Here is a 20541-nt window from a genome sequence, read left to right as displayed (position 1 = left end):
ACAGATCAAGCACTAATCGTCGTTAGGGCAAGGGACTGAAGCTTCTTGTCTTCGTTAGTGGGTAAGACCCGCAAAGCAAAACCAGATACTCTAAAATTCATTCGTTGTATTACAAGTTGCATTGTAAGGATTCACCAAAACCAATCAAGAACCAGCCCCAATTTGCTTAAAATAAAGACAATTCTTGAATTGATCAAAGCAAGCAATCATAAAAATCAAAAACAGAGATTAACTAAAAATCAAATTAACTAAAAAAATTAATTGAGAATTTTTAATAACTGAACTGCCATCGATCAACCCTTGATTAGCACAAATCGATCCTTGATCAGCACAACCGGCAGTTAAGAGAATTTCAATCATCAACAATCCTTTAAGTCACCAGATCAGGCGATCGAGTGACCTGGTGATAAAATAATCAAACGGTTTCCCAAAGCCGTCCAAATAGTCCAAATCAACGCCAATTCCATCAGGCAATCCCCCAACATGGCCAATCGTCCTCGCCCCCTAGATGCAGAAACCATGGCTCGACTGCGAGCAGAAGCCGCCGCTCCCTATCGAGGTCTTCGACGCTTGTTCTATGGTGCTTTTGCTGCTTCGGGAGCACTGGGTGGGTTCATTTTTTTGCTGAAACTGTTAGCGGGCGAAAACCCAGCGGATGTTTTGCCTAATTTGGCACTGCAAGCGGGTGTGGTGGCATTGATGGTTTGGTTATTTCGGATCGATCGGGGACGGGAGCGAAATCAATAAGCATCATCAATGACTTGGGTAAATTAATTAGAGCAATTAATTAGAGCATTTAATCGTCAGAAAACAACTTACAAATCGCAATTGATTGATCGCGATTCATAGGCAACCATTCATAGATTACGCACAGACGATTTTTAGGTAGTTCATCGACCATCTGCCAGGGTCATCAAAAGCCAATTCCCAAAAACCACCAGCAACGAACCAGCAACAACGACAGACAAACTAGAGGCAAACTACAGACAACGATCGCCAGATACATTCAGCCGCTAATGGGAACCGGGGCGATCGGTTCTGAATCTTTAGAGTTCTGAGGCGGGGAGGCAGGGGCGAAATGACCGACCGCACGAACCTTTGAGACATGGGCCGCCACCACCGTTTGGCAAATGGGCAATGACGAACGGTTGACGTTGCAAGCGTTCGCTAAACTATCTGGGGCGATCCTATGATCTCGATTCATCTCAACGCTGCGGATCTCAAGGCTACGCGATCGCCGTCGGGTGATCTCCCCTCTTGGGTTAATGTGGGTTGTCTCTGGTATGTTGCCAAATTCAATAGACCACTGAAGCAGCAGCCCCCTCAAGCACCCTGAAACGTCGATCCAGCGATCGAACCAATCAGTTGCTAAGTGGGCTACTGGGTGATCGTTGAGTTAGCCATCTTTAGCATTAGCCGTCTCTTCTTTGCCTTTAAACCTTCGTTTTTGAACCAATGACTATGGTGGGTCAACCAGTGGGCAGAACTCGATCGAGCCAAAGGGCCGCAGCCAAGCGGGCCCGGCGGGCCATGGGAGCCAGTCTGATGGCGGCGGCGATGGGAATTGGGCAGGTGTCCCAGGCGATCGCCCAGCCAGCGCCCCCCACGCAGCCGGTTCCAGTGCGCCAGCCGATGACGGTCATCTCCGACGTGCAAGAGGCCAACTCGATCGCGGGAATTGTGACGGCGCGGGGCAACGTTCAGGTGGACTATCCCGCTCGGATGCTCAAAGCCACCGCCGCCCAGGCACAATATTTCAGCAACGAACGCCGCTTGGTGATGTCGGGCGATGTGTTTGTGCTGCAAGACGGCAATAGCCTGCGGGCCGAAACGGTCACCTACTATGTCGATGAAGGGCGATCGATCGCGCTGCCCTTGCCCAACCGCCAAGTGGAATCGGTCTACTTAGTGTTGGACACCACCACGCCCACGGTCTTGCCTTCGTCTTCGGGGCCGGCGGGGGGACTGCCTGCCGCGCCGGCCGTGCCTTCGCTGTTTGCCCCCACCGCGCCCTAAAATTTACCGCTGTTCGATCGCCGCTGGCCGGCTTGCATCCTTTCGTGGGGGTACACCGTTGAAGATTGTTCTTGAAAACGTCCAGAAAGCCTACGGTGAGCGTCTAATTGTCAACCGCGTTAGCCTCACGGTGGAACGGGGGGAGGTGGTTGGGCTGCTGGGGCCAAACGGCGCAGGCAAAACCACCGTTTTCTATATGGCCACGGGGTTGGAACGGCCCGACAGCGGCCATGTGTGGCTTGATGACCAAGACATTACCGAACAACCCATTCACCAACGGGCCCGCCTCGGCATTGGTTACCTGGCCCAAGAACCGAGTGTGTTTCGCCACCTGAGTGTGGCGGATAACTTGCGCCTGGTGTTGCAGCAAGCCAAGCTACCCCGAGAGATGCAGGAGCGCCGTCTCCAGCAGTTGGTGCAAGATTTTGGGCTGGAGAAAGTGGCCCACACGCCGGGAATTCAGGTGTCAGGGGGTGAGCGCCGCCGCACGGAAATTGCCCGCGCCTTAGCCGTGGGATTGGAGGGGCCCCAGTTCCTGTTGCTGGATGAACCCTTTGCGGGCATCGACCCGATCGCAGTGGCCGAAATTCAACGCATCGTGGCCGGACTACGCGATCGGGGCATGGGGATTCTGATTACCGATCACAACGTGCGGGAAACCCTGGAAATTGTCGATCGCGCCTATATTTTGCGGGAAGGCCAGATCCTCGCCTCCGGAAACGCCACCGAGCTGTATGGCAACCCCTTGGTGCGGCAATATTACTTGGGTGACAAATTTCAGCCCTAACGTTCCACCCCTGCCTCAGCCCCCACTCCAACCCTCGCCTTCTCGCAGGCCCCTCAGCCGCTATTCCCGACCAGACACCCTATGACCTCCAACACCGTACCCCAGCCATCCTCCGCCCCCCCTTGGCAAAACTGGCTGCCACAAATCAGCGTGATGGATCGTTACCTGGCCAAGGAATTGGCCATGCCCTTTCTGTTTGGGGTTGGTGCATTCTCCTCGATCGGGGTTTCCGTCGGCACGGTTTTTGACCTTGTGCGCAAAGTCGTAGAAGAAGGATTGCCCATTCACCTGGCCATGCAGGTGATGTTGCTGCAAATGCCCTACTTCATCGTGCTGTCTTTCCCCATGTCCACCCTGTTGGCCTCCATGATGGCCTTTGGGCGGCTGTCCAACGACAGCGAATTGGTGGCCCTCCGCAGTTGCGGCATTGGGGTTTATCGAATTGTTGCGCCGGCCTTGGTACTCAGTCTGTTTGTCACGGGTTTAACTTTTGTTTTTAACGAAGCATTAGTGCCCGCTGCCAACTACCAAGCCACCACCATTTTGGAGCGGGCCCTAGGAACCGACGATAATCAACCCTCTTTCCGGGAAGAAAATATTTTCTATCGGGAATTCAGCGAAGTCGAAAAACCGGACGGTGAGAAAAAAAGCATTCTCAGCCGTGTGTTTTATGCCGAGCGCTATGACGGCAAGCAGATGCTGTCCCTGACGATTATCGATCGCTCCCAGGCGGGCATCAGTCAGATTGTGACCGCCAAATCTGCCGTTTGGAATCCCCAAGAACGGGCCTGGGATTTCCGAGATGGCACGATTTATTTGGTGGCTCCCGATGGTTCCTACCGCGATATTTTGCGTTTTGAACAACAACGGTTGCAGCTACCCCGAACGCCCCTTGATTTGGCCGTGCGCGATCGCTTCTCCAATGAGCTGAATATTGCCGAAGCCCAGGAACGTTTGGCCATTTTGCGTCAGAGCGGCGAGCGAGCAGAAATCACCAAGTTAGAGCTGCGAATTCAGCAAAAATACGCATTTCCCTTCATTTGCGTAGGCTTTGGTTTGGTGGGTTCAGCACTGGCCAATCGTCGCCATCAACGCCTTGGCCGCGCCACCAGTTTTGGGGTGAGCGTGGTGGTCATTTTCGCCTATTATTTGTTGGCTTTCCTGATGGATGCCTTGGCCCGCACAGAGTTTCTGTCTCCGATGGTGGCGGCTTGGTTACCTTTGCTGGTGGTTGGGGCGTTGGGTACGGGGCTACTGGTGCGGGCGGCACGCTAAATTCCCCAGTCCAACTCCATCCAACCCAATTCAATTTTCCCAATTCAATTCAATCCAACTCAATCCAACCGTTCATCCAAAGCTAAATTCAACATTCAATTCAGGAACCTACCCGAGTTTTCGGGATAAGGGACTTGGAGAATATTTGAAAAGTATCTTAAAGCCCTGATCAAGTCCCAATCGTCTTGGGCAGCAAGGGGCTTAAGCCCCTTGTCTGGATTAATCGTTGGAGTTCGCAAAAATCCGTTTTGGGTTTTCAGAAATTCGCTCAGCAGTCCGAAAAATTTTGCCCCCGTTCATGAGTGCTATTGCCCCCGATTTTCGGTTCGAGTTAGTGGCTGAATGTTCCCAAACATCGGCCCGCGTTGGTGTTTTTCACACGCCCCACGGCATTGTGGAAACTCCCCGTTTTATGCCCGTGGGCACATTAGCCAATGTCAAAACCCTGTCGCCGGATCAAGTGGCCGCCACTGGGGCCCAGATGATTTTGTCGAATACCTATCACCTGCATTTGCAACCCGGTGAAGGCATCGTGCAGGCGGCGGGCGGACTGCACAAGTTTATGAACTGGCAGGGGCCGATTCTGACGGACTCGGGCGGGTTTCAGGTGTTTAGCCTCAGTGAAATGCGGCAAATTAGCGATCGGGGCGTGACGTTTCGATCGCCCCACGACGGCAGCATCATTGATTTCACCCCTGAAAAATCCATTCAAATTCAAAACGCCCTCGGATCCGATGTGATCATGGCGTTTGATGAATGTCCGCCCTACCCAGCCACCCGCGAACAGGTGGAAAAGGCAACCGATCGCACCTACCAATGGCTGCTGCGGTGCATCGAGGCCCATCAGCGTTCTGATCAAGCCCTATTCGGCATTGTCCAAGGGGGAACCTACGCGGATTTGCGAGCCAAGGCGGCGGCGGATTTGGCGGCCCTGGATCTACCCGGCTACGCGATCGGGGGGGTGAGCGTGGGGGAACCGCCGGAACTGATTGAGCACATCGTGAAAGCCACCACGCCCCTGCTGCCTCCCCACAAACTGCGCTACTTGATGGGGGTGGGGACTTATCGGGAAATGGCCCAGGCGATCGCTGCCGGGATTGATGTGTTTGATTGCGTGATTCCCACAAGGCTGGCGCGGCACGGGGCGGCCCTGGTGCAGGGTGAGCGCTGGAACCTGAAAAACGCCCAATTCCGGGAAGATTTCCGGCCGCTGGATGAAACCTGCCCTTGCTACACCTGCCAAAACTTCAGCCGCGCCTACATCGGCCACCTGATCCGCGCCAAGGAAATTTTGGGCTACACGCTGCTGGCAATCCACAACGTGACGGAGCTAATCCGATTCACACAACGGATTCGATCGGCTATTTTGGCGGGCAATTTTGCCGATGAATTTGCCCACTGGTTGCGCCCGGCTGATGACCTAGCCGCCGCCGCCCGCCTCGATGATTGAGCATCCACCCATGATCCACGGGCGATCGCCAGCAGAAGCGCGATCAAGTGGGGCGATCGCACCATGGCCCGCCCAAAACCAGCGTCTAAAATAGATCAATTCATTGCTCTCGGGAGATGCCGATCGTGAACTGGCGCGGAACGACGACAACTTGGCGCGATCGCCTGTTTGGTGCTTTGGTCTATGCCCTGCCGCTGGTGGATGTGGCGAGGTTTAGTGACTCCATCTTCCGGGAACTGCCATTTTTGCAGGTGTTGTATGTGCCGCTGCTGCCCCTGCTTCAGCTCTACCAAATTCCCTTCATGAGCTTCATCATCTTTTTGGTGCTGTTCCTGTTGGTGGTTCGTAACAGCAACATCAGCTATTTCATTCGCTTCAACACCATGCAATCGATTCTGATTTCGATTTTGGTGTCACTCTGTAGCTTAGTAATTGGCGTGATCTTCCAGCCAATGGGGGGGTTCATTGAGGAGACCTTGGGCAGCACCGTATTTTTAGGAGTTGTAGCGGCAGCCATTTACTCGATCGTTCAGTCGGCTTTGGGGCGCTTGGCAGAAATTCCCAGCCTCTCGGAAGCGGTGCATATGCAGGTGCGCTAATCGCTGTTCACAGCATTGGGGCGATCGGGAGAATTCGGGCGATCGGGCAGCCCCTCGGTGGGGTATGATATACAGCCCGTGAATCCTTGTCGATCGGCAACAGCGGGGCCCTCAGCATTGCCCCCCAGTCAGCCCGATCGACCATTCTATTGTCCGCAAGGAACTACCCATCCATGTCTGCAAATCGCCTCTACGAAACGATGTACATCCTGCGCCCCGACCTCAACGAAGAGGCCGTGGATGCCAACATCAACAAATATCGGACAATGCTGACGGAGCAAGGAGCCACCGGCCTCGAAATCCAACACCGTGGCAAGCGCCGGCTGTCCTATGAAATCAACCGTTGCCGCGAAGGTGTGTACATCCAAATGAACTACGAACACGCCACCGGCAGCCACATCGCCCCCATGGAAAAGGCCATGCGCCTCAGCGAAGACGTGATTCGCTACCTGACGATTAAGCTCGATCCTCGCAAGGTGAAGGCCGCCGCCGAAGCGGAATCGGCTGCTTAAATCCCAAGCTCGATCGAGTGGGGTTTGAGCTTCCATTCAAACCAAAACAACTTAAGGGCCAGGGCGTGGGAGCTACCGCGCCCTTTTTTGCGCTCATGTTTGCGCCCATGGTTTTGCCCAAACCCTGATCCCAGCCAGCCAACTTTTTGGGAAATCGTTACTCTAGGGCCAGGGAAATCGATCGAACGCATCCGTTCCGCAGCGTCGGGCTGGCTCCGTGAAGATGCATCCCTGATTTTGCAACAGTGCTGGCCTGAAGATTTGCCCAATTGACTTGACCAAAATTCAGCTCAACTAGGCTAAAAACTGAGCCGATCCAACTCAATTGGCTAAGCTCAGTTCGTCCAATTCAGTTCATTCAATTCAAGACCCAAAATTAACAAACGGCGGATGCAACCTATGGGTGGGGTGATGGGGAAACCACAAGATCAAAATCAGTTCAGAACCCAAAGCCATTCGCTGCGATCGGGCAACGGCAACGCCCCCGGCTGGTTGGCTTGGGTGGCCGCCCTGCTGCTGTGGCTACCGGCAACCACGGCCTGGGCCGCGCCCGGGCCGGTCATGGGTTCTGTTTTTGGCAATTTGTTTGCGGGCAATCGCCCCGAAAACTTGGGCGCAGTGGCGGGTCAACTTCGCCCCTGTCCCAACAGTCCCAATTGCGTCAGCAGCCAAACCCCAATCACGGATTTGCAACACACGATCGCCCCGCTCCAGATTATGGGCGATGCTGATCATGTCTTTGCGGCCCTGACCGAATTGGTGAAAGCGACGGAACGCACCACCGTGATTACTGAATCGCCCGATTATCTCTACGCAGAATTCGCCACACCGCTGCTGGGGTTTGTGGATGATGTGGAATTTTTGCTAGATGGAGAAACCAATCAAATTCAGGTGCGATCGGCTTCGCGATTGGGAGAATCAGACTTGGGACTCAATCGCCAGCGCATCGAAACCCTGCGGGCCCAATTGACCCAAAAGCTGGCTTTGGAACAGGCCGCATTGATCCCCACGCTCTCGAATTCAACTCCTGAGAATTCAACTCCTGAGAGTTAATTTCTTGATCATTCAGCCCCTGAATGAGTTTTCTAAACTCATGGGCTAATTTGGGCGAATTCATGTCCTAGATCAGTCCCCTGATTCCTGAAAACAGAACCATTGCAGAGGATTGCAACAGACCGAACCTATGGGTGCATCGGCCACAAAGCAAGACACGATCGTGGCGATCGCGACGGCGATTGTGCCGCAACAGGGCAGCGTTGGCATTGTGCGGATGTCGGGGCCCGAGTCCTGGGCGATCGCCCGGCGAATTTTTCGGGCCCCTGGCTCCCAACCCTGGGAAAGCCACCGAATTTTGTATGGCTATTTGCACAATCCCCAAACGGGCGAAACCGTTGACGAAGCGTTGCTGTTGTTGATGGCGGCTCCGCGCACCTACACCCGCGAGGACGTGGTGGAACTCCACTGCCACGGGGGAATGATGGTGGCGCAACAAACACTACAGCTCTGTTTGCAGCAGGGGGCGCGTCTGGGGCAACCGGGGGAATTTACGCTGCGGGCGTTTTTGAATGGGCGGATTGACCTGACCCAGGCGGAAAGCGTCGCGGACTTGGTGGGGGCCCAGTCGCCCCAGGCGGCCCAGGCGGCCTTGGCGGGGGTGCAAGGGAAGCTGGCCCGGCCGATTCGCGATTTGCGATCGAGCTGCATGGACTGGTTGGCGGAAATTGAGGCCCGCATTGATTTTGAAGATGACCTGCCGCCGCTGGATTTGCCCGCCGTGACAGCGGCCCTGCAAACCATCGCCAGCCAGATCGATCGCTGGTTGGCCACGGCCGATCGGGGTGAGCTGTTGCGCAGCGGCTTGAAGGTGGCGATCGTCGGGCGACCGAACGCGGGCAAGTCCAGCCTGTTGAACGCCTGGAGCCGGAGCGATCGGGCGATCGTCACGGAGTTGCCGGGAACCACACGGGACGTGGTGGAATCGCGGCTGGTGGTGGGCGGCATCCCAATCCAAGTGCTGGATACGGCGGGGATTCGGGAAACCGATGACCTGGTGGAAAAAATTGGGGTGGAGCGATCGCGGGCCGCGGCCCGATCAGCGGATCTGCTGCTGTTGGTGATTGAAGCGCCCCGGGGCTGGACGGGGGGCGATCGAGCCATCTATGAACAAATCCGCGCCGCCGACCCCGATCGACCTCTGCCGCCAACCGTTTTGGTGGTGAACAAAATCGATTTGGTGGCTCCGGAAACGATTTCATCTCTGTTGCCCCAGGATTTTGCCCAGGTGGTTTACACGGCGGCGGCAGAAGGGCGCGGCATTGACGATTTGGAGCAGGCGATTTTGCAAATTACCCGATCGGGTCGGGTGCAGGCGGCTGATTTGGATGTGGCGATTAATCAGCGGCAAGCGGCGGCCCTGCTGCGGGCCCAACAGGCGATCGGGCGGGTCTGCGAAACCATGGATCAACAATTGCCCCTGGATTTTTGGACGATCGACCTGCGGGATGCGATTCAAGCCCTGGGGGAAATCACCGGCGAAGAGGTCACAGAATCCGTGCTCGATCGAATTTTCAGCCGCTTTTGTATTGGCAAATAATTGGCAAATAATATTAAGCAGCTAATCAACAAATAGCGTTGAGCGGCTAATCCAAACCTTGATAGAGGGCGCTGATTGAAAACTCCAAATCCAAACTGGTTAGCATTACTTGATCGCCCGTTTGGTAAACTGTTAAGGCCCAAGCACCATCGACCTGGCGACGATAACAACTGACCAGGGGTTGATCCTGTGCAATTAACAGATATTCCATTAACGAATCCAGTTTTTGATAGTCCTCAAACTTTTGGGTGCGATCGAATAATTGGGTACTAGGCGAAAGTACTTCTCCAATCAATTTGGGATAGCGTTTGACTTGGCGATCCAGGCGATCGCGCGGGTCACAGGTGACAAAAATATCGGGATAGTAATAGAACTGATCTTGGTAGGCAACTTTGACATTGCCCGAATGAAACCGACAGTCCGAATTGCCCAAGTGCAAATTAATGAGCGTTAACAAATTGAGGGCAATTCGATCGTGGTTATCCGTGCCGCCCGCCATCGCATAAACCAGCCCCTGACGATATTCGTGGCGGTGGGGGCTGGCTTGTTCTAGCTCTAAATAATCCGCAGGGCTGATGTAATTAGGAACGGCAATCATGGCGGCGCGGCGCGGTTTGGCTAAGTCAATTTTAACCAGCTTTAACCAGTTCCATTTAACCAACCCAACGGGCCGTGCCGGGGCCGATCGCCCCTAGCAACTGCCCACTTGCAAACCGTCGGGCAACTCCAGCGTATCGCCCAGGGTCGCGCCGTTGTGGTAAGCCGCCAGCAAGACTTCACTGGTTTTGCCCCAGGAGATCGCCCCGGTGGCATCCAGCCCGATCGCCCCCAAATCGCGACCCCGATCGGCCGCCTCCGCCATCGACTTTTCAAAGGCCGCCGCCAGGCCCAGGCCGTCATCCACCCGGATCACAATCTTGGCCGCCAAGCATTCATCCAAAATGTCTTCGCCAATGCCAGTGCAGCTCACGCCCGCGCGGGCCGTGGCGTAGTTGCCCGCTGGGGTGGCGGAGTCGCTGACCCGGCCAATGCGCTCAAAGCCTTTGCCTCCGGTGGAAGTGCCGGCCGCCACGCGCCCTTGCTGATCCAGCGCTACCACCCCGATCGTGCCGCGGCCCGCCGAGTCCGACCGCGCACCGGCCTCAACTTCGGCGATCGTGGAAGCCATCGATCGCTTGCTGAAGTTGTCCTTGCGCTCCTCGATCCACTCGTTCAGCCGCAAATCCGTCAGCGGGTTATAGATCGGCAGGGCTAGTTCTCGCGCCAACTCCGCCGATCCCACATCCGACAACACCCGATCGCTCTGGGTTTGCAAAAAGGCCGCCAGTTCGATCGGGTTTTGGATCCGCGACACATTAATCGTGCCGCTGAACCGTTGGGCGCTGCCATCCATCAGGGATGCGCTCATGCGAATTTGCCCATCGGACTGCAACACCGATCCCGTACCCGCATTGAAGCGCGGTTCATCTTCCAACAACCGACAGCCCAGCACCACCGCTTCCTGGGCGCTGGCTCCGGCCAACAAACGTTCATAGACCTGTTCCACAATGCCGGACAGCAGCGCCCGAACGGCGGCCACGCCCCCTTTGCCCTGGAGCGAGCTGCCCGCACCGCCGTGGATGATCAATTTGGGTTGGGTGTTGGGTTGTGTAGATGCTTGACTCATGGCGGGTGATCGAAAGGGCGATCGCAAAAAGACCGCCTCAGATTGTCCGGCTTTGGGGGAGGCTTGTCCAGGGCATCGGAAGAGGGCGAAAGCCTTAGAGAATCCATGAAACGGGTCGATCGGGATTTGCTAAGCCTTGACCCGATGCCGACCAAACACCGACCCGATCCCGATCGCGACGGGACTAGGGGGTAAGAAGGAGACCATTCAAGTATCAATTTTGACGAACCAGCCGCCGCCTTGGCCCGCAACGCCTCTTCGTTCTAATTCGGGGATCTTGCTCGTTCTCCAGCCAAGCAGGCTACAAATGTTCCAGAATCAGCGATTCTGAGGATTCAAGGCTAAGGTAGGGGGTGATCGCGGCGACTCTCACTCAATTACTGATCTCAAGCATCATCAATTCATAGCAATCCAGCGATCTGAGTAGATCTAAGGAGGTTCAAGGAGATCCGAGAAGATTTCAGGAGATCCGAGAAGCTTCAAAGAGATCTGAGCGGATCAACGAAGCAATGATTTAGCACCTGACCGGCCCGGCCATCCCCATGACCATCCGCCCACCGTCGCCTGCGTTCCATGTTGGCTCAACCCTTGCTTAAAACCCTTACGAAATGGATTCGCCTCCTGAATCGGTTATGGGCCGGGTCAGTGTTGCTGTCTTGGCGCGATGGGACAGCGATCGCCCTGTTGGTGGCGGTGGTGGTGGTGATGGTGCGGGGGTTGGGCTGGATGCAGGGGACAGAGTGGGCGGCGTTTGATTTGCTGGTGCGGTGGCGGCCGGCCCGTTTGGAGCAACGGGTGGTGTTGGTGGTGGTGACGGAAGCGGACTTGCGCTTGTTTCGGCAATGGCCCCTGTCCGATGAAAAGTTGGCGGACTTGCTGGAAACGTTGGAAGAGTATGAACCCCGGATGATTGGGCTGGATTTGGTGCGGGATTTTCCCATGCCCCCGGGCAACGATCGCCTGGAAAAGTTGCTGCGCCAGTCCGATCGCCTGGTGGGGATCCGCAAGGTCAGTGGCGAGGGCATCGCGCCGCCCCCGGCCCTCATCCACAAACCTGGGGCGATCGCCGCGTCGGATTTGCTGCTGGATCCCGATCGCAAGGTACGGCGGGCGATTTTGTCCCTGGCTGACCAGCAGGATCAAGCGGTCTTTGGTTTGGGAACCCAATTGGCGCTGAACTATCTGGAGCGCCAGCCCAACCCGATCACATTGGAAGCCCTTGATGAAGAAGCGGGCCTCTATCAACTGGGTCGCGCCACCATCGCCCCCTTCCAGGGCAATGACGGAGCCTATGTGGGGGCGATCGATGATGGCTATCAACTGCTGTTGGACTATCGCGGCTTGGCCTGTCCCACGGACAGCCAGCGCAATTGCGGGTTCCAGGTTTATTCGGCCAATGATGTTTTGAATCGACGAGTGCCCCTGGATGCCCTCTACGATCGACTGGTGTTGGTGGGAGTCACGGCGGAAAGTCTGGGCGATCGGTTCTATACCCCCTACAGCGACACAGACCAGGGCCCACAACTGACCTCCGGCGTGGAAATTCATGCCACGATCGCCAGTCAACTGCTATCGGCGGCGATCGACGGTTGGCCCCTTCTTCAGGTTTGGAGCGACTCCTGGGAAATGGGCTGGATTGTGTTGTGGACTGTGGGGGGCACGCTGCTGGGCTGGACCCTGCGCCAACCGTTGCTGTTGTTTGCCATGACGGCTTTGGGCATCGTGGCCATTCTGGCGGCCGCTTGGCAAGCGTTGCAATGGATGGTTTGGATTCCGCTAGTGCCACCGGTTTTGGGGCTGGTGGGCGGTTCCTTTGGGGCCTCGTTGGGGTTGGCGGCCAAAGAACGGCGCGATCGACAAACCATCACCGAGCTGTTTGAGCGCTACGTTACACCGCAGGTGGCCCAGGTGATTTGGCAAAGCCGCCATCAAATTGTGCGGCGCGGAGAATTCATTGGGCAAATTTTGCCAGCCACGGTCATGTTTGCGGATTTGGTGGGGTTCACGTCGATCGCGGAATCCAACCCACCGGAAATTATCTTTCCCTGGCTGAATGAATATATGCAGTCCATGACCCAAAGCGTGCTCGATCGCAACGGCATCGTGAACAAGTTCATTGGCGACGCAATCATGGCCCTGTTTGGCGTACCGGTTCCCCAATCGCGCGATCACCAGGTGGGTGACGATGCGATCGCCGCCGTCACCTGTGCCGTGGAGATGGGTCAACGGCTCCAGCGATTAAATCAACAGTGGCGCGATCGGGGCCGCCCCACCGCCGCCATCCGAATTGGCATCGCTTCGGGCCCCGTGATGAGTGGTTGCATTGGCAATGTCCGCCGGTTGGAATACACCGTTATTGGGGACACTGTGAACATAGCCGCCCGATTGGAAAGTTATGACAAGTCCTTTGATGGGGGGCTTTGTCGCATTTTCATTGAAGAAGAAACCTATCGCCATGTGCGCGACCGCTTTCCCACCCGCTTCATTGGCCCAGTTACCCTCAAGGGGCGAGAACGGGCCACAAATATCTATCAAGTGCTGTTACCTTTGCAGCCAGATGATCTCAACAAAACCCCTTAGAATGCTCGCTGCAACCCCTGCTTTCCCACATTCTGGAAGAGCAAGGTTAAACCGGCCCCGTCGGCCCAAGAATGGAAAAAGACTCGCATCACCCGGTCGGCAGGTTTTGAAAATGGTGCGGGTGAAAGTGGTGTGGGATCGGTCAATCTCGATCCATCCTGTTCCAGCTCTCTTAGCTCAGGCTATCCCAGTCTCCCATGGGACTTTTGGGCAAACACCAGCATTATTCAGCCATTTCTGAAGTATTTTAGAACCACTTTTCAAGTTATTTTGCCGACCGGCTCTTGGGTGATTTTTTCTAGTCATTTTCTTTAGTCATTTTTTAAAGGCATTTTGCTGCTTTTTTCAAAATTCCTTTTCCAATCCACTTCAAAACCCACTTCCTAAGCGCATCCCGTGGCAATGGCCCAATCCCGATCGCCCACTCAGCCACTGATTGACTAGTTTGCTCGGTCACCGATCGCAGGGGCCCCGGAGCTAAACCGGCTCGATCGACCGTCGGCCCAGCGGCCACCAGCCCCTTGATCCAGACCTCAGACGAAATATGAAAGGGTGCAATTCTCATTCATCACCTAAAATGTGACCTTGTTCAACACCAAGCAAGAAGGGGCGAATATCTTTGGAGGAATACCCTTGAGCAAAGATATTCCTCCAAAGATCTTTGTTATGCCATCACTTTGATCACAGCATTGCATCCGGTCTGCTCGGTGACGAATGGCCAAGATTTCTTCTGTTGATTGCCGATGGGTTGCCTATTGATTGCCTCTTAATTGCCTGTCAATCGTTAATTGCCTGTCAATCGCCCATTGCCTGTGTGTTAGTTGCCTGTGTGTTAATTGCCCTGTTCATGACCTGCTAGCGACCTGTTGACGACCTGTCAATCACCTGTTAATCCCCCGTTGATGCCTATCAATTCCCCGTTGACTGCTTGGCAATCGCCCGTGGATCAGATAGCGATCCCCGTTGATTGCCCTCGATCGCCCAGTTGATCGCTCACCTGCCAACTGTCTGTCGGGAGGTCACCACCCACCCCGAAGCCCCAACAATCACGCGGCGGCCCAGTCGCTTTGTGCTTATTTGGTTTTGTCTATGAAGATGCCTTGGCTACCCACGATCGTTGCGAGCGGAACTGTTGTTGCGATTTTGGCCGGCACTTGGCTGTTTGATCAGGCCGATCGCGATCGCCGTTTATACGATCGACGATCACGCATTTCGGCGGAGCTGACGGCCCTGGAAACCCAAATTCAAAGCAACCTGAAGGTGCGGGCCATGCTGGGCTACAGCCTCGCCACCTACATTGCCACCGAAGGGCGGCTCAACACCGCCGCATTTAACACCTTTGCCGGTTCAATCATTGCCGATGATCCGGCCATTCAAGCGGTGCAGGTGGTGCAGGGGCCGCGGGTTTTATACCGCTATCCCCCGTTGTCACCCACCGAAATTAACCCCCGAGTTCCCACTTCAGCCGCTTGTCCGCCCCAATCGATCGCAGCGGGTCGATCGTGGGCCCCTTCTTGGACATTAGCCACGGATTTACCCTGGGATTTAAATCCCGTTTGCCTCCCCCGTCTCCAGTTCGATCGCCCCCGGCCTCTGCTTCTCATCAACACCACCATGCCCATTCGCCAGTTGGCCCCCTCGAGTCAACCCCCCATCCAGGTGCAAGTGGCAATCAAGGTTAACCAAGTGGTGGAAGATTTGCGCGCCAATCGCCAATCGTCGGTGCATCTGGCCGTGTGGGTGCGAGGTCAAGCGCTGGAGCGGCAGTTTGGGGAATTAATTTTGGCTCGCCAGCAACCGGTGCGATCGTTCCTGCAAGTGGGCAACAGCCATTGGGAACTGGCGGCCCTGCCCCGAGATGGTTGGGTGCTGTACTCGCGTCGATCGCTCTGGACTTGGTTAACCGGCTGTGGCTTGGCGATCATTGGCGGTATCCAGATCTATCGCTGGATGCAATTGCCCGCCCGCCTGGCCGATCGGGCGCAATCCAACGAAGACCGCTGGCAACTGGTGCTCCAGGGCAACAATGACGGCATTTGGGATTGGAACCCCAAGTCCGATGAAGTGGTCTACTCCAGCCGCTGGAAATCCATGTTGGGCTATCAAGCCGATCAAATTGGCAACCGCCGATCGGAATGGATTTCTAGAGTGCATCCCGATGATTTGGGTCGGGTTTTGCGGGGCTTTGACGATTATGTCAACCGCAAAATCGATGAATATTCCATGGAATATCGGCTGCGATGTCGCGATGGCCAATACAAATGGATTTCGGCTCGGGGTCAAGCCCAGTGGGATCGCCGGGGACAAGTGCAAAGAATGGTGGGATCCATTACCGACATTGACAAACGCAAGCGCTCAGAAGCAGCCCTCCGAGAAAGCGAAGAACGGTTTCGGGCAATTGTGGAACAGGCCGCGATCGGGATTTGCCAAATTGACCCCAACGGCCGCTATTTACATGTCAATCAGCGGTTCTGTAACCTCCTGGGCTACACAGAAGCAGAACTTTTGCAGCAAACTTTCCAGGATTTGACCTATCCCGGCGACTTGGCCGAAAACCTCCAACAATCCCAGCGGCTTTGGCGAGGCGACATTTCCTCCTTTTCCCTGGAAAAACGCTACCTGCGCAAGGACGGTCAGCTCCAGTGGGTGAATGTGACCGTTTCCCTGGTGCAATCCGCCAGCGACGCACAACCCTACACCCTGGCCCTGGTTGAAGACATCAGCGCCCGCAAACAGGCGGAAGAACAGCTAACCTACAACGCGTTCTACGATGCCTTGACCGGGCTGCCCAATCGAAACTTATTTGTCGATCGGCTGAAAGTTTGCCTCAGCCAATCCCAGCGCCACGCCAATCGGATGTTTGGGGTGTTGTATGTGGACCTCGATCGGTTCAAAGTGGTCAACGACAGCCTGGGACACCATGCGGGCGATGAACTCTTGGTGCAAATTGGCCGCCGTCTGCAAAGTTGCCTGCGGTGCAACGACACCGTGGCCCGGCTGGGGGGCGATGAGTTTGCCGTGATTTTGGATGATGTGGGCACGAGTGAGGAAGCCCTTTGGGTGGCCGATCGGGTGCAGGAACACCTGAAACAGCCCTTTCATATCCATGGCCATGACTTCTACACCAGCGCCAGCATTGGCGTGGCCCTCAGCCAGGATCCCGCCACCCAACAGCCCTACGCCAACTGGCAAAACCTCATGCGCGATGCGGATATTGCCATGTATCGCGCCAAGGCCAACGGCAAGGGCTGCTCCCAAGTCTTTGAGCCAATGTTGCACCACAGCACCCTCACGCAGTTGCAAATCGAAAGCGATTTGCGCCAAGCCCTCAGCAACAACGGCTTAGAGGTCTATTTCCAACCGATCGTCCGCATTCAAGATCGGCGGTTGGTGGGCTTTGAGGCCCTGGTGCGCTGGAACCATCCCCAACAGGGTTGGATCTCGCCGTCCGTGATGGTGGCCGCAGCCGAGGAAACGGATTTGATTGTGCATTTGGGGGAATGGGTGTTGGCGGCGGCCTGTGCCCAACTGCAACAGTGGCGATCGCACTGGCATCGGGATCATAGCCATCTCCCCCTCTCCATTAGCGTCAACATTGCGGGGCGACAGTTTGCCCAAGCGAATTTGGTGCAGCAGATTGAACGAACCCTGATGGAAACGGGCTTGCCGCCGGCCTGTTTGCGGATTGAGGTGACCGAAAGTGTGATTGCGGAGCGGGTCGATTCGGTGGTGGATAAGCTGGCACGGCTCAAGGCGTTGGGGGTGCAATCCTGCATTGATGATTTCGGCACGGGCTATTCTTCCCTCAGCCGATTGCAGCAGTTCCCGATCAATGCCCTGAAGGTCGATCGCTCCTTCGTGAAGGATCTGCCCTACTCGGAAGACAGTGCTGCCATTGTGCGGACGATCGTGAACTTAGCCCGCAGTTTGAACATTCACACGGTGGCCGAGGGCATTGAAACCCCAGAACAGTTGCAATGCCTAGAACAGTTGGGCTGTGACTATGGCCAGGGCTTTTTGTTTGCCAAACCCATGCAGGCGGCCGCGGCGGAGGAATTGTTGAGGGGCGATCGGGTGCTATCGGTCATTCGGCCCCAGTTAGGCCTGAATTAGCGGGATCAGCCCCAGTTAGGGCCCCTTTGGCGGCGGCAATCAGCGATCTAAAAAAGGGATGATTCAAATCCACTGGCTCGGCCGTTTCCCGGTTGGGGCCGAGCAGGCCGGTGGGTTCCCCGTCCACTAGGGCCAGCACTTTGCCCTCGGGGTTGCGGATCCGTAATTCTGGCTGGCCGTCCCGATCGCCCCAGGCGCAGTTGTAGGGGCGATCGCGGAAGGTAAAGTTGGCCCGCTTGGGACTTGGGGGAGCAAGAGGCTGGCGGCTATTGGGGGCAAGGGGCTTAAGCCCCTTGTCTGGTACGGCGGCTGTTACGGCTGGATCGTAGGTGGCCGGGCGATCGGCTAGGACGGGCGATCGAGCCGGGGCACTACCAGCGACAGCGGGCCGGATCGCCACCACATCCAGTTCCAAATTCACCGCGCCGTTCCAGTGGTTTTCCTTGAGCTGATAGGCCACATCCACCACGGGCGGCAACGGAAACGCATCGCCCCAGCGCCAGGCGATCGCCTCCATTTGGCCCGTCCCATCGGACACCGTGAGCCGCAAATGCTTGCGATCCTGCCCCAACTGCCGCTGACCCACCACCTGCAATCCCGGCGACCAAAACACCGGGTCGGGGTTACCAATGCCGCAGGGGTGCAGCATATCGATTTGTTCGTACAGCTCCCCATCCAGCTCGCCCAGGCTGGCCCGCACATCGGGCTGCACCAGCGGGCAAATATGCTCCGGTTGCAAGCAGGTTTGGGCAAATTCCCGCAACCGCGCCTCAAAAGCCGGCAAATTGGCCGCCGGGAGCGAAAAGCCGCCCGCCGCCCGGTGGCCGCCATGCTTGGTTAGCAGGTCTTTGCAATATTCCAGGGCTTCAAACACGTTGAATTCCGGGATGCTGCGGGCGGAACCGCGCACCTGCTCGGGGTTTTCTTCTTCGTAAGTGCCGATGAACACGGGCGCACCGTAACGCTCCACCAACCGCGAGGCAACAATCCCGATCGTCCCGTGGTGCCAATCCGGTTGCACCACCAGCATCACCCGCGCCGCCTTCAGATCCAAATCGCTGGACTGATACCAGGCGTGGGCTTCCTGCTCAATTTGGTTACAAATTTGTTGGCGCTTCTGGTTGATTTCCTCGCATTGCATGGCCCGCTCTAGGGCCTCACCACTGTCATCGGTGGTCAGCAGGTCGATCACCACATTCGGCTGGTGAATCCGCCCCACGGCGTTGATCCGCGGCCCGAGCCGAAAGCCGATCGCCTCCGGTTTTAGGGGGCCTTTGCTGGTGCTGGCCGTGGCGTTGCCGTCCCCTTGCCCATCGCCGGCCACGCTGATCCCCGCCACCTGTTGCAGGGCGCGAATTCCGGGCACGGTAGAAAAGGGCAACAAACTGAGGCCCCGCCTGACCCAGCGCCGATTCACGCCGGTCAGGGGCGCAAGGTCGGCGATCGTCCCCAGGGTGAACAGTTGCAACAGGGATTTCCACGGGGCCGATCGCTCCATCCGCTGGGCCAAAGCAACGGCCAACACGTAGGCCACACCGACCCCGGCCAATCCGGCGTAGGGCGAGGCCGGGTCGATTAATTTCGGGTTCAGGATCGCGTTGGCGGGCGGAATTCGGGGCGGCACATCGTGGTGATCGGTCAGGATCACGGTTAACCCCAGCTCCCGGGCCCGGGCGATCGGCTCGTAGGCGGCGATCCCGTTGTCCACCGTCAGGATCAGGCTGATTCCGTTTTGGTGAAACTCCTCCACGATCCGCTGATTAATCCCGTAGCCATCGGTCATCCGGCTGGGAATCGAGGCGGTCACATCGGCTCCCAAATGACGGAAGGCGCGGATCAGCAGGGCGGTGCTGGTCATGCCGTCCGCGTCGTAGTCGCCGCAAATCCCGAGCCGATCGCCCCGTTCGATCGCCTCCGCCAACAGATCCAGCGCCGAGGCCAGGTCGGGGAACTCCGCGATCGGGCTGGGCAGTGCCTCCAAATCCGGATCGAGAAACAGCTCGGCCAGCTCCGGTGAATCCACACCCCGGTTAATCAGCACCTGCGCCAACAGCGGCGACAGGCCCGTGGCCGCTGCAATCTCAGCGGCGCGATCGGCATCTTCCGGGGCGATCGCCCAGCGCGTGGCTCTCATGATTTAGCTCCGGACTGTGCAGAAAACGAATCAACCCCTAGGCCATTACCATGCCGCCATCGACGTTAATCGTTTGACCCGTGATGTAGGCTGCCGCCGGGTCGGCCGCCAAAAAGGCCACCGTGCCCGCAATTTCCTCGGGCTTGCCGTAGCGACCCAACGGAATCGCCTTCAGGATGCCTTCGCTGTCCAGGCCTTCGGTCATGTCCGTGCTGATGAACCCCGGGGCGATCGCATTCACCGTAATTCCTCGCGCCGCCAGTTCCTTGGCCACCGTCTTCGTGAAACCAATCACACCTGCCTTCGCAGCGCTGTAGTTGGCCTGGCCCGGATTGCCCATTTGCCCCGCCACGGAAGCGATGTTGATGATCCGGCCGGACTTTTGCTTCAGCATCACCTTGCTGACGGCCTTCGTGCCCAAAAACACGCCGGTCAGGTTCAGGTCGATCACCGCCTGCCAGTCTTCTAGCTTCATCCGCAGCAGCAGCGTATCGCGGGTAATCCCAGCGTTGTTCACCCACACATCGACCCGGCCCCATTTGTCCAGGGTGGCTTGCAATAGCGCGTCTACCTCATCGGGCTTGGACATGTCGGCTTTCACGGCGATCGCCTCGCCCCCGTTCCCGGCAATTTCCGCCACCAAGCTTTCAGCCGCCCCACTGGAGGCCGCATAGTTCACCACCACCTTGGCTCCTTCGGCGGCCAGGGCGAGGGCAGCGGCTCGGCCAATCCCCCGAGAAGCCCCGGTCACAACAGCCACTTGGTTTTGCAGGCGGGTTTCAGTCACGGTTAAAAGCTCCCAAAAACAGATTTCAG

At 56.7% G+C, this 20541-nt stretch carries 16 protein-coding genes; 11 read left to right on the top strand and 5 right to left on the bottom strand.

From position 1 onward, the window contains the following. Positions 1–483: 483 nt before the first annotated feature. The 9 genes from H6G53_RS10900 (at position 484) to mnmE (ending at position 9232) form a co-directional block, all read left to right on the top strand. Positions 484–747: a DUF3493 domain-containing protein gene (locus H6G53_RS10900; RefSeq protein WP_099532774.1), complete on the top strand. Its 264-nt coding sequence runs from the start codon at positions 484–486 to the stop codon at positions 745–747. Between the two features lie 708 nt (positions 748–1455). After that, a complete protein-coding gene (locus H6G53_RS10895; protein ID WP_242037334.1) occupies positions 1456–2016 on the top strand; it encodes an LptA/OstA family protein in 561 nt (186 codons plus the stop codon). Positions 2017–2074: 58 nt separating this feature from the next. Then, positions 2075–2803: an LPS export ABC transporter ATP-binding protein gene (lptB, locus tag H6G53_RS10890; RefSeq protein ID WP_099532773.1), complete on the top strand. Its 729-nt coding sequence runs from the start codon at positions 2075–2077 to the stop codon at positions 2801–2803. 153 nt (positions 2804–2956) lie between these two features. Further along, entirely contained in the window at positions 2957–4078 is a 1122-nt protein-coding gene (locus H6G53_RS10885; protein WP_190355538.1) for an LptF/LptG family permease, read from the top strand. Between the two features lie 298 nt (positions 4079–4376). Then, positions 4377–5528, top strand: coding sequence for a tRNA guanosine(34) transglycosylase Tgt (gene tgt, locus H6G53_RS10880; protein ID WP_199291584.1), 1152 nt, complete (start codon positions 4377–4379; stop codon positions 5526–5528). A 125-nt stretch (positions 5529–5653) separates the two neighbouring features. Then, complete coding sequence (locus tag H6G53_RS10875; protein WP_190532834.1) at positions 5654–6127, top strand: Tic20 family protein; 474 nt, start codon at positions 5654–5656, stop codon at positions 6125–6127. A gap of 173 nt (positions 6128–6300) precedes the next feature. Next, complete coding sequence (gene rpsF, locus H6G53_RS10870) at positions 6301–6639, top strand: 30S ribosomal protein S6 (protein WP_099532772.1); 339 nt, start codon at positions 6301–6303, stop codon at positions 6637–6639. A 411-nt stretch (positions 6640–7050) separates the two neighbouring features. Continuing rightward, positions 7051–7692 (top strand): DUF1499 domain-containing protein, encoded by a 642-nt coding sequence (locus H6G53_RS10865; protein ID WP_242030825.1) that lies wholly within the window; start codon positions 7051–7053, stop codon positions 7690–7692. Between the two features lie 130 nt (positions 7693–7822). After that, positions 7823–9232, top strand: a complete 1410-nt coding sequence (mnmE, locus tag H6G53_RS10860) for a tRNA uridine-5-carboxymethylaminomethyl(34) synthesis GTPase MnmE (RefSeq protein WP_190532832.1) — start codon at positions 7823–7825, stop codon at positions 9230–9232. 46 nt (positions 9233–9278) lie between these two features. Here mnmE and H6G53_RS10855 read toward each other — a convergent pair whose 3' ends face one another. Both H6G53_RS10855 and H6G53_RS10850 read right to left on the bottom strand, forming a co-directional pair. Continuing rightward, positions 9279–9830, bottom strand: a complete 552-nt coding sequence (locus H6G53_RS10855; protein WP_190532829.1) for a Uma2 family endonuclease — start codon at positions 9828–9830, stop codon at positions 9279–9281. Positions 9831–9923: 93 nt separating this feature from the next. Continuing rightward, positions 9924–10898, bottom strand: coding sequence for an isoaspartyl peptidase/L-asparaginase (locus H6G53_RS10850; protein ID WP_190532826.1), 975 nt, complete (start codon positions 10896–10898; stop codon positions 9924–9926). 573 nt (positions 10899–11471) lie between these two features. On the opposite strand from H6G53_RS10850, the gene H6G53_RS10845 reads away from it, so the two are divergent. Further along, positions 11472–13478, top strand: a complete 2007-nt coding sequence (locus H6G53_RS10845; RefSeq protein WP_190532823.1) for a CHASE2 domain-containing protein — start codon at positions 11472–11474, stop codon at positions 13476–13478. A gap of 322 nt (positions 13479–13800) precedes the next feature. On the opposite strand, the gene H6G53_RS10840 is transcribed toward H6G53_RS10845, so the two are convergent. Further along, the gene (locus H6G53_RS10840; RefSeq protein ID WP_190532820.1) at positions 13801–14043 is read right to left on the bottom strand and encodes a hypothetical protein; all 243 of its coding nucleotides are present in this window, start codon (positions 14041–14043) and stop codon (positions 13801–13803) included. Positions 14044–14567: 524 nt separating this feature from the next. Between H6G53_RS10840 and H6G53_RS10835 the strand changes: the two genes are divergently transcribed. Continuing rightward, positions 14568–17591: a GGDEF domain-containing phosphodiesterase gene (locus tag H6G53_RS10835; protein ID WP_190532817.1), complete on the top strand. Its 3024-nt coding sequence runs from the start codon at positions 14568–14570 to the stop codon at positions 17589–17591. On the opposite strand, the gene recJ is transcribed toward H6G53_RS10835, so the two are convergent. Continuing rightward, the gene (gene recJ, locus H6G53_RS10830) at positions 17563–19725 is read right to left on the bottom strand and encodes a single-stranded-DNA-specific exonuclease RecJ (protein ID WP_190532813.1); all 2163 of its coding nucleotides are present in this window, start codon (positions 19723–19725) and stop codon (positions 17563–17565) included. The genes H6G53_RS10835 and recJ overlap by 29 nt on opposite strands. Before the next feature lie 37 nt (positions 19726–19762). Next, positions 19763–20512 carry a 3-oxoacyl-[acyl-carrier-protein] reductase gene (fabG, locus tag H6G53_RS10825; RefSeq protein WP_347343125.1) on the bottom strand — a complete coding sequence of 250 codons (750 nt, stop codon included), beginning with the start codon at positions 20510–20512 and terminating at the stop codon, positions 19763–19765. Between the last annotated feature and the right edge of the window lie 29 nt (positions 20513–20541).

The organism is Limnothrix sp. FACHB-406 (genome assembly GCF_014698235.1).
In the GTDB taxonomy this organism is placed as follows: Bacteria; Cyanobacteriota; Cyanobacteriia; order CACIAM-69d; family CACIAM-69d; genus CACIAM-69d.
Note: the sequence above shows the minus strand (reverse complement) of the source record. Positions and strands in the feature narration are given on the sequence as shown.